The organism is uncultured Bacteroides sp. (assembly GCF_910578895.1).
Taxonomy (GTDB): domain Bacteria; phylum Bacteroidota; class Bacteroidia; order Bacteroidales; family Bacteroidaceae; genus Bacteroides.
Genome location: NZ_CAJTSC010000077.1, coordinates 1 through 10,852 on the forward strand (window position 1 = coordinate 1; position 10,852 = coordinate 10,852).

Below are 10,852 nucleotides of genomic sequence, written 5' to 3' on the forward strand. Positions count from 1 at the left end.
TTGTTATAACATACAAAGATAACTAATTTGAATGAAAAGAAAAACATATTGAGTATTAAAACGACACTGCTAATGGTCAATCACTTTAATACGATAAATTGCTGATTATATGTGATATTAAAGGATTAAATACCTATGTTAACTTTAATAAACATCCTTCTCCGTAGAAAGAACCAAGGCGGTTTTTACGTTTCCCAGCCGCAATTAACTAATTCCGGCTATACTAAGCTCTAACCGTCCGACGCTTACCGTCGGTTTACTCCTCGGGAAGGTAGGGATTGTTTTAAAAGCCGTGGCCCAGACCTAAAAAAGACGAAAAAAACAGCCGTAGTTAAGTGTAGATACATTATATTTCCGTACCTTTGCCCTATTGTTATAACCACATAATTATTATTACAGAAATTGTAGAACCGGACATGATAAAGAAAGTCGTAAAAGTCCTTTGGATTTTCATAGCACTGATTGCATTGGCGTGTGTTATTATTTTCTTTGCAATAGCAAAAGGTTGGATTGGCTACATGCCTCCTGTAGAAGATTTGGAAAACCCCAATTATAAATTTGCAACGGAGATTTTCTCGGAAGACGGAAAGGTATTGGGTACATATTCCTATAGTAAGGAAAATCGTGTATTCGTGGGATATGATGAACTCTCTCCACACATTATCAATGCACTGATTGCAACGGAAGATGTGCGCTTTGCCGAGCATTCGGGTATTGATGCCATCGCCCTGTTCCGTGCCATAGTAAAACGTGGAATACTGATGCAGAAGAATGCCGGTGGCGGTAGTACAATCAGCCAACAGCTTTCCAAACAACTTTATTCACCAAGTGCCGACAACGTAATGGAACGGCTGTTCCAGAAACCCATTGAATGGGTGATTGCCGTGAAGTTGGAGCGTTATTACACCAAAGAGGAAATTCTAACGATGTACCTCAATAAGTTCGATTTCCTTAACAATGCGGTCGGCATAAAGACTGCCTCCTATACCTATTTCGGATGCGAACCGAGAGAACTGAAAATGGAGGAAGCTGCCACATTGGTGGGTATGTGCAAGAATCCGTCTCTTTACAACCCGGTACGTTATAACGAGCGTGCACGCGGACGCCGTAATGTGGTGCTTGACCAAATGCGCAAAGCCGGGTACATCACCGTGGAGGAGCGTGATTCGTTGCAGGCGTTACCTCTGAAATTATCGTATCACCGCGTAGACCATAATGAAGGTCTTGCCACTTATTTCCGTGAGTATCTGCGTAGTGTGCTGAATGCGAAGGAACCGAAAAAGTCCGATTATCGTGGTTGGCAGGCGCAGAAATATTATGAGGACTCGCTTGACTGGGCTACGAATCCGCTGTATGGCTGGTGTGAAAAGAATACGAAGAAAGACGGAAGTAAATATAACCTCTACACGGACGGGCTGAAAATCTACACCACCATAGACTCTCGTATGCAGAAATATGCGGAAGATGCCGTAGTGGAGCACCTGAAAGAGTTACAAGGATACTTCTTCAAGGAGAAAAAAGGTGCCAAGAAAGCGCCTTATACTTTCCGCTTGACACAGGAGCAGGTAGATGAAATCCTGGGACGCGCCATGCGTTTGTCAGATCGCTACCGTACCATGAAGAGCGCCGGAGCTTCCGAAGCGGAAATCAAGAAAGCATTCAATACACCTGAAAAAATGTCCGTATTCAGTTGGAGTGGTGAGAAAGACACTGTGATGACGCCGATGGATTCCATACGTTACTACAAATTCTTCCTGCGTGCCGGATTTATGTCGATGGATCCGCGTAACGGTCATGTGAAGGCTTATGTGGGTGGACCGAACCATCACTACTTCAAATATGACATGGCGATGGTGGGACGCCGTCAGATTGGTTCTACGATGAAGCCGTACGTCTATTCATTGGCGATGGAGAACGGCTTCTCTCCCTGCGACCAAGCACGTCACGTGGAATATACATTGATAGACGAAAACGGGAATCCTTGGACACCGCGCAATGCCAACAACAAGCGTTATGGCGACATGGTGACGGTGAAGTGGGGATTGGCAAATTCGGATAACTGGATTACCGCCTATCTGATGAGCAAGTTAAATCCGTATGAATTGAAACGGCTGGTACACAGTTTCGGTGTGCGTAACCGTGATATAGTGCCTTCAGTGTCCCTATGCCTCGGTCCTTGCGAAATCTCTGTAGGTGAGATGGTAAGTGCCTATACGGCATTCCCGAATAAGGGTATTCGCGTGGCGCCGCTGTTTGTTACCCGGATCGAGGATAATGACGGTAATGTGTTGGCTACGTTCTCGCCCGAAATGCAGGAAGTAATAAGCGCATCCAGTGCCTACAAGATGTTGGTAATGTTGCGGGCGGTAGTCAATGAAGGTACGGGTGGACGTGTCCGCCGTCTCGGCGTGAAAGCGGATATGGGCGGTAAGACCGGTACGACCAATTACAATGCCGATGGCTGGTTTATGGGATTTACGCCTTCGTTGGTGTCCGGCTGCTGGGTAGGCGGTGAGGACCGTGACATCCACTTCGATACGATGTTGCATGGCCAAGGAGCTTCGATGGCATTGCCTATTTGGGCGAAATATATGGTGAAAGTGCTTGGCGACAAATCGTTAGGATATGACGAAAACGAAACTTTCCAGTTGCCCGAGGGTTTCAATCCATGCAAAGACAGCGACTATGAGGATGCAGAACCGGCATCGGAAATGGGATTGGATGATTTGTTTGACTGAAACTTGAGAATTTAAAAAGATTAAAAGCAGGGATGGTGTACACTGTTTGTGTGGGGAGCAATGAGCACAGGCTGGAAAATCTGGCATTGGCACGTAAAAGGTTGTCCGAGTTTTTTCCTGACATCCGTTTTGCGGCAGCGACGGATACGAAACCGTTGTTCTTCCAACGACAGGCACTATTTGCCAATCAGGTGGCACGCTTCGTTTCCGAATGCGGTGTTGATGAAGTGATACGCCGTTTGAAGGAGATAGAATGGGAGGCAGGAAGGACGCCCGAGGAGAAGCGGCAGGAGATTGTCCGTCTCGACATTGACTTGTTGACCTGCGATGACAAGGCGTATAAGCCCGAGGATTTGAAACGGGATTATATCGTTCGTGGGTTGGAGGAACTGGACGGGCACGTGCGGCGGGATTACCTTTCTGACAATATGATAAATCAACATGGTAAATAAAACTTTGACGATATGAAATTTCTGGGAATAATCCCCGCCCGTTACGCATCTACGCGTTTCCCCGCCAAGCCTTTGGCATTATTGGGTGGAAAAACCGTTATTCAACGGGTATATGAACAGGTGGCAGGCGTTTTGGACGATGCCTACGTGGCGACCGATGATGAACGTATCGAAGCTGCCGTAAAGGCATTCGGCGGAAAAGTCGTAATGACATCCGTTCACCATAGAAGCGGCACAGACCGTTGCTACGAGGCTTGCAGCAAAGTTGGGAAAGGTTTTGACGTAGTGGTAAACATCCAGGGTGACGAACCTTTCATACAGCCGTCTCAACTGGAAACCGTAAAGGCTTGTTTCGATGACCCGTCCACACAGATTGCCACATTGGTGAAGCCTTTTACCGTCGACAACGGGTTTGAGGCGTTAGAGAATGTTAATTCTCCCAAAGTGGTGCTTAGTAAAAACATGAATGCGCTCTATTTCAGCCGTTCCATCATTCCTTATCAGCGTAATGCGGAAAAACGGAAATGGCTGGAAAACCATACTTATTACAAACATATCGGGCTGTATGCCTACCGAGTGGAAGTGTTGAAGGAGATAACTTCGCTGCCACAATCCCAGCTTGAACTGGCGGAATCGCTGGAACAGTTGCGTTGGTTGGAGAATGGCTATACCATTAAAGTCGGTATTACGGAAGTAGAGACAATCGGTATCGACACGCCTCAGGATTTGGAACAGGCAGAGCTTTTCTTGCAAGCCCGGAATGCCCGATGAACCGTTTGATTGGTGAAGATGCTTTTAGACAGAACCATTCAGCCTGAAGTAAAGGACATCGGACACTTGGCAGTGCAGGTGCCCCGACGATATGTTATGCCCAACGGTATAATCTTGAATATACTCGATTCCGGTGATAACGAAGTGGTACGCATAGACCTGCTGATAGAAGGTGGTCGCTGGCAACAGTCGCAACCGTTGCAGGCACTGTTTGCCAACCGCATGCTGCGTGAAGGAACGCTCCGGTATACTGCCGGAGAAATAGCGGAGAAGCTGGACTATTACGGCGCCTGGCTGGAGCTGTCCAGCGCATCGGAATATGCGTACATCACTCTTTATTCGCTGAATAAATACCTGCCACAGACATTGGAAATACTGGAATCCATTGTAAAAGAACCTCTGTTTCCAGAGAAGGAATTAGGTATTATAGTAGATAATAATATCCGGCAATTCATGGTCAATTCTTCCAAAGTGGACTTTCTGGCGCATCGGGCGTTGATGAAAGCCGTGTACGGCGAAGCGCATCCTTGCGGACGACTGGTACGGAAAGAGGATTACAGCCGAATAAATCCTGTCGTGCTTCGGGAGTTTTACGACCGGCACTATCATTCCCGGAATTGTACGATTTACGTGTCCGGAAAAGTTAGCGACGATTGCGTGCGGCGGATTGAGGAGCTGTTTGGCAGTGAACCGTTCGGCAAGGATTGCCGCAAACCGGAGAAAAGGGAGTTCTTTCCGGTGTCCTGTACAGATAAACGGATTTTCACGGAACATGCCGATGCCATGCAGAGTGCAGTACGCATGGGGATGCTTTCGTTGGACCGTTGCCATCCCGACTACCTGAAGGCACGGGTAATGGTGACGCTCTTCGGCGGTTATTTCGGAAGCCGCCTGATGTCTAATATTCGCGAAGAGAAAGGATATACTTACGGCATTTCAGCAGGCATCGTTTCCTATCCGGGACAGGGGATGCTGGTTGTCAATACGGAAACCGATAACGAATTTGTAGAACCCCTCATCAAGGAAGTCTACCATGAAATAGATCGTCTGCAGAATGATTTGGTGCCGGAAGAAGAATTGGCTATGGTAAGGAATTATATGCTGGGCGAAATGTGCCGAAGCTATGAATCGGCATTCTCACTGGCAGATGCGTGGATGTTCGTTCAGGTTTCGGGTTTTGACGACAGCTATTTCGATGATGCCCTGAATGCGGTGAAGGAGATTTCCACTGAAGAGATACGCGAACTTGCCGGGCGGTATTTGTGCAAAGAGAAATTAAAAGAAGTCATATCCGGCAAAAAAATGTCATAAAAAGCGGGAGGCGGCTCGTGGTTTTAGCAGATTAATCGTATCTTTGTCAAAATCCTAATCAAGTAACGTAACCAAAGATGAAGTATCTATACACTGCAATTATTCTGCTATACTTATCACAGGGTGGTGCCGCAGCCCAAGAAAAAAGCGGTTTCTTCGATAGAATAAAAGGAACTTTCTCACCGGAAATAAAAATAGGGACCTATACGTTTAAGGACGGCTCTGTCTATACCGGTGAGATGAAAGGACGTAAACCCAACGGTAGGGGAAAAACAGTTTTCAAAAACGGGGATGTCTATGAAGGCGAATACGTCAAGGGAAAACGTGAGGGATATGGCGTATACACTTTCCCCGATGGTGAGAGGTATGACGGTCAGTGGTTTCAAGACCAGCAGCACGGTAGGGGTATCTATTATTTTATGAACAACAACCGTTACGATGGCATGTGGTTTCAGGATTACCAACAGGGTAAAGGAACCATGTACTATTATAACGGCGACCTTTACGAAGGTGATTGGGTGAACGACAAACGTGAGGGTGAAGGTACTTATACCTGGAAAAACGGTTCCAAATACATCGGTTCATGGAAAGGTGACAAGAAGAGCGGTGAAGGCACGCTAATCTGGAATGACGGTTGCAAATACGACGGACAATGGAAGAATGATGTCCGTGACGGTAAAGGTACGTTCGAATATGCTAACGATGACAAGTATGTAGGCGATTGGAAGGAAGACGTTCAGCATGGCAAGGGTATTTACTTCTTTCATACGGGCGACCGCTACGAGGGTTCTTACGTACAAGGCGAGCGGACCGGTGAAGGTATTTACTACCATGCCAGCGGCAATAAGTATGTTGGAAGTTTCAAGGACGGCATGCAGGACGGACATGGCATATTTACATGGGCAAGCGGTGCCGTATATGACGGGCAGTGGAAAGATAACCAGCGTAACGGCTATGGCACCTATAAATGGAACGTCGGAGACTCCTACGAAGGCGAATGGAAAGATAATAAATTCAATGGTCAAGGAACGCTGATTCTTACTGATGGTACCAAATACAAAGGTGGTTTCGTCAACGGCTTGGAAGAGGGAAGTGGCGTGCAGGAAGATAAGAACGGCAACCGTTACGAAGGTTCTTTCAAGCAAGGCAAAAAGGACGGTCCGTTTGTGGAGACGGACAAGAACGGAAAGTTGGTGCGGAAGGGTACCTATAAAATGGGAAGATTGGGCAATTAGGGATATCCCTTAAATAATACAAAAGGCAACTGATTCATTGCGGATTAGTTGCCTTTTTTTGTGTCTTTAAGCAGGGATATTCCGTAAATGTGGTAATTAAAAAAGAAAAATCTCTTGTTGTCAGTAATTCTCAGCCCTAAAATTGTTGATTGTCCAATTTATTTGATAGTTTTGTGTTTATAGAATTAACACATAATAATCACTTCAAAACAAATGGTACTATGAAAACAAAATTAATTGTTGCCGGTTTACTGGCAGAACCCCTTACCGGCAAACAGGCAACGTTTTGCCATTATGAAAAAAAGGACGATAAAAATACTCGCGTTTGTAGTAACTACTTAATGTCCTATTCTTTGACTAAATCCAATTAACGGTAGCAAAAATGAAGAGTAAATTATTTATATTATCCTTATTGTTAGTGATATTCATATCTTGTAAACAAACTACTGTAGGAATTGACACCTTTGATAAGGTGATTGAGATAACAGCATTGGATAGTATCTATGCTGATGAAGAAGTATTGGCTCCAATAACGGATATCGGCATTTATGATGGAATGCTGATTGCAAAGCACATGCGTGATGAGTACCATTTTTCATTGATAGATATGGAAAGTGGCAAGTTGGTGCAAAGATGGGGGAAGCAAGGGAATGGTCCGGACGAGTACCTCGATTTTGGAAGTAACTTTGTGATACGGGATTCTTTGCTCATTTTCAGTGAGTATATGAAGAAGAAAATAAACCATGTCTCAATCGCGAATGTCTTAAATGGCAGTGATTCCGTAAATGTAAAGCAAGTGCCTTATCCCTATACGGCAAACTTTCGTCCTGCACGTTTTTGCTTTTTGAATGATTGGAAACTTGCTGTGGGCTCATTTGGGGAAGGGCGTTTGGGCGTTCTGGATTCGAATGACAGCATTAGGAATTTTCTTTTCGATTATCCTTTTGGTTATGAAGAGATAAAAGGAATATATCGGGGGAGTGTTTTTCAGGGCGATATCAAATCGAATGATAAGCAGCGGAAATTTGTAATTTCGACATTTGCTTCTGACGTGTTTGAAATCTATCAACTTGCTGACAATAAAATCCATAGGACATTCGTGAGCCCATTTGCAAATGCCCCTCAAATAAGAGAGAAAGGAGGACGTTTTGCCGTTGATTATGATAAAAGCATAGCCGGTTTTATGAAAATGGCGGTTTCGGATGAGTTGATTTGTTTTATTTATTCTTCATTAAGCTATGCCGAAGCGGCAGCGAAGGGTATGGCATCAAGAGAAATCCTTTGTTTCAATTGGAAAGGCGAAAAAGTCAGGAAGTATGTCTTGCCGTTTCCTGTCAGTAATTTGTGCGTGGATGGGCGATATGCTTATGTCGTCCGTTATCAAGGTGATATAGCTGTTGTTTATCGCTTCGAGTTGGTATAAATGAAAAAATCTATGCTTTTATGAAAAATATATTTTGGCTTTTGTTATTGCTGTTTACAGCTTGCAGTCAGGAAGTCCGGAAAAACTCTTTGACAGAACTTTCCGTCCCCTCTCTTTCATCAACATCCTCTTTGCGGATGTCGGCTTTTGCATCTTCCGTACAGTGTGTCCCTTTGGCGGCAAACGATTCGGTGGTTATTGATGAATTGGTACGGGTGATTGTCGCGAAGAATTTTATTTATGCGGCAGATAAAGGTACGTTGTATAAATTTACTCAAGACGGTGATTTGATATCATCCATTTGCCATAGGGGGAAAGCACCGTCTGAATATATCAATATATCCGATTTTCAGGTCGATGAAAATGGCGATGTGTGGGTGTTGAGCAGGAACAATAAAGCCTTGTATAAATATACCTGGGAGGGTAGTTTAGGCAGGAAAATCACTTTGGGCAATTGGGTTGAGAAGATTTATTTTTTGGGGAAGGACAGAATGCTGCTGTATGCAGGGAATGAAAAGAGCAAGGATTATAAGCATACATTGTATACCTTGAATTTAGAGACTGAAACCATAGTACACGAAGCTTTGTTGATAGACGACTTTAAATCTGCCTATTTGCATGTGAAATCCCTGAATCATTTTTCAGGCAACGGAGAGCAATGTCTGTTTTATCAGATGTTCAACGATACCATCTATTCCCTCTCGGATAATGGAGAAGTTACTCCCGAATATGTATTAAATTTGGGTGGTAGGAATATTCCGGCTTCGTTCTATGAGCATAAATACCGTGACATCATGGACTTCTTTCAGAGTTTGTTTAAGGAAACGTATGCTTACGGCACAGAATTGTTCATTCATAATGATACTTCCTGCCTGTTTTCTTTGTGTTATGATGGAAATGTCTGTTGGTGTATGAAACGTGGAAACGAGACCGTCATTGGCAATAGATTGACGGATGACATGTGTCTTTCCGGTTATGAATTAGATTTGAGTGAACTGTCTTATTTCGTGCAACCAGACAACCAACTTGTGATAGTCTTGTCTCCTTATCCGGTTATGGATTATGCCAAGAAGAATTTAACCGAAGAACAACAAAAAGTTTTGGCGGAGAAGATGCGATATAGTGGTGAGGACCAAAATCCGGTTTTGTTGAAAATACAAATTTAAATTGAACAAGCGGGATATTTGTCCTGATTTTATACCATTCAAATACCTTTTTGCAACTGCCTGATAATGAGCGCATGCAAAATCCCCTTGATTCAGTCGTATAGTGAATGTATTTCAGTCGTATACTGAGTGGGTCTTAGTCGTATACTGAGATACATTCAATATACGACCCAAACATGATGGGCGCCGTTTTGTGAAGAATAATAAATATATTTTATCCATATTGTGAGCTTTGGTAATATTTTGTTTATGTTTTTGGGTACCCATATAACTTTATTAAAATGAAACTATATATAAGTATATTAATTGGATTATTGCTTACAGCTTGTGGCAAGCAGAAGGAATCTTTTATATTTTCTGATTTTGCGCAAACTATAGAATTGGAAGTGATTGATTCTATTGATTTGGAGAATATTGGGATATTAAATCCGCATTATATTCAATGTAAAGATAGCTTTTTAATTTTTTGTAGTATAACAGGAAACAAGGAAATGCATTATTTGAATCTTCGTTCAGGTAATGTTATTACCCGCAATGTTATTGGGCAGGGAGCGGGAGAAATGTCTCAATACTCTATAGTGAAAACCATTGATCCAACATCTTTTTGCTTTACCGATTATAGACAAGGAAAAATTTATGCAACTAATTTAGAAAAACTACAGAATGACTCGACTACAGAACATTCGTTGGTTTACGATTTGCCAATTCAAAAAGGGGAGAACATTTTCCGTTTTCTTGAAACAGAAAATTATATATATGGTATCGGATTACTTAAAGAGGGACGTGTATATTCATTTGATAAAACAACCAATCAGGTTGTTATAAATGCAGAATATCCATTAAATGAAGAGATTGAAAAGCTTGATTATATACACAAAGGTGCTTTGTTTACGGGGACATTGATGGCCGGTAATGAAAAAACGTTGGTACTGAGCTGTTTTGGCCTGATTGATTTTTATGATATATTGCTTGATGGTAAGTTGGTCTTAAAACAAAAGCATCATTATTTTTTTCCTAAATTTCAAGCTGCGGAAATGGGTAAAATTATAGCTTTTGTTCGTGATGATATATACGGATTTAGTGATTTAAATGCAGATGAACGTTTTGTTTATTTACTATATTCAGGAAAAAACTTAAAAGAGAAGGGAGATGATACTTTTAATTGTTCTCATCTATTAGTTTATGATTGGAATGGTACTCCTATAATACATTGTGAATTGCCGAAGCCTTTATATGCATTTTGTATTATTGAAAATGTGTTATATGGTTTAAGTCGAGAGTCGATTCCCAAAGTTTATGTTTATTCATTAAACAGTTTGTTGTATCTCATGCAGTAATGAGAAAAAACACATTCGTACTCCTGTATATAAGCCGTGATTATCAAATACTTTATGGTAATTCGGAAGATTATATGACTTTTGAGTTGTATGCTCTTACAGAAAAGAGATAGATACGGACGATAACCCAGACATGGCGGATGCCGTTTTGTGAAGAATAATTGTCGTTTCTGAGCTTGTTGTGCGGGTTATTGATATGGATTTGATAACTTTTGATATAAATACGAAAGGCCGTTGCTGCAATATTCCGTTATCTTTACCAGAAAATAGAGGTTATGATGATAATGAAAGGAAAAATAGTTATTGTAGTGGTCGTGTTGGTAGTTGCCACAACTGCCGTTCTTGTTTATGGTTGGCGGAAAAATCGTGTGGAACACTGGAACGAGGTGGCTTGCGAAGCTTTTAAAGAGGCATTGAAT

9 protein-coding genes are annotated in these 10,852 nt (G+C 42.6%); all 9 read left to right on the forward strand.

Going from position 1 to position 10,852, the window contains the following annotated elements; all coding sequences use genetic code 11:
• Window positions 1-416 precede the first annotated feature (416 nt).
• Entirely contained in the window at window positions 417-2,738 is a 2,322-nt protein-coding gene (locus tag QZ327_RS13355) for a transglycosylase domain-containing protein (protein WP_294620085.1), read from the forward strand.
• Between the two features lie 32 nt (window positions 2,739-2,770).
• Entirely contained in the window at window positions 2,771-3,190 is a 420-nt protein-coding gene (locus QZ327_RS13360; protein ID WP_294620087.1) for a 2-amino-4-hydroxy-6-hydroxymethyldihydropteridine diphosphokinase, read from the forward strand.
• 12 nt (window positions 3,191-3,202) lie between these two features.
• On the forward strand, window positions 3,203-3,961 hold the full coding sequence (gene kdsB, locus QZ327_RS13365) for a 3-deoxy-manno-octulosonate cytidylyltransferase (RefSeq protein WP_294620089.1): 759 nt from the start codon (window positions 3,203-3,205) through the stop codon (window positions 3,959-3,961).
• Window positions 3,962-3,979: 18 nt separating this feature from the next.
• On the forward strand, window positions 3,980-5,272 hold the full coding sequence (locus tag QZ327_RS13370) for a pitrilysin family protein (protein ID WP_294620091.1): 1,293 nt from the start codon (window positions 3,980-3,982) through the stop codon (window positions 5,270-5,272).
• Between the two features lie 77 nt (window positions 5,273-5,349).
• The gene (locus QZ327_RS13375; RefSeq protein WP_294620093.1) at window positions 5,350-6,507 is read left to right on the forward strand and encodes a phosphatidylinositol-4-phosphate 5-kinase; all 1,158 of its coding nucleotides are present in this window, start codon (window positions 5,350-5,352) and stop codon (window positions 6,505-6,507) included.
• A gap of 221 nt (window positions 6,508-6,728) precedes the next feature.
• Complete coding sequence (locus tag QZ327_RS13380; RefSeq protein WP_294620095.1) at window positions 6,729-6,878, forward strand: hypothetical protein; 150 nt, start codon at window positions 6,729-6,731, stop codon at window positions 6,876-6,878.
• Window positions 6,879-6,889: 11 nt separating this feature from the next.
• A complete protein-coding gene (locus QZ327_RS13385; RefSeq protein WP_294620097.1) occupies window positions 6,890-7,930 on the forward strand; it encodes a BF3164 family lipoprotein in 1,041 nt (346 codons plus the stop codon).
• 20 nt (window positions 7,931-7,950) lie between these two features.
• A complete protein-coding gene (locus QZ327_RS13390; RefSeq protein ID WP_294620099.1) occupies window positions 7,951-9,096 on the forward strand; it encodes a 6-bladed beta-propeller in 1,146 nt (381 codons plus the stop codon).
• A 281-nt stretch (window positions 9,097-9,377) separates the two neighbouring features.
• Window positions 9,378-10,433: a BF3164 family lipoprotein gene (locus tag QZ327_RS13395; protein ID WP_294620101.1), complete on the forward strand. Its 1,056-nt coding sequence runs from the start codon at window positions 9,378-9,380 to the stop codon at window positions 10,431-10,433.
• The last annotated feature ends 419 nt before the right edge of the window (window positions 10,434-10,852 follow it).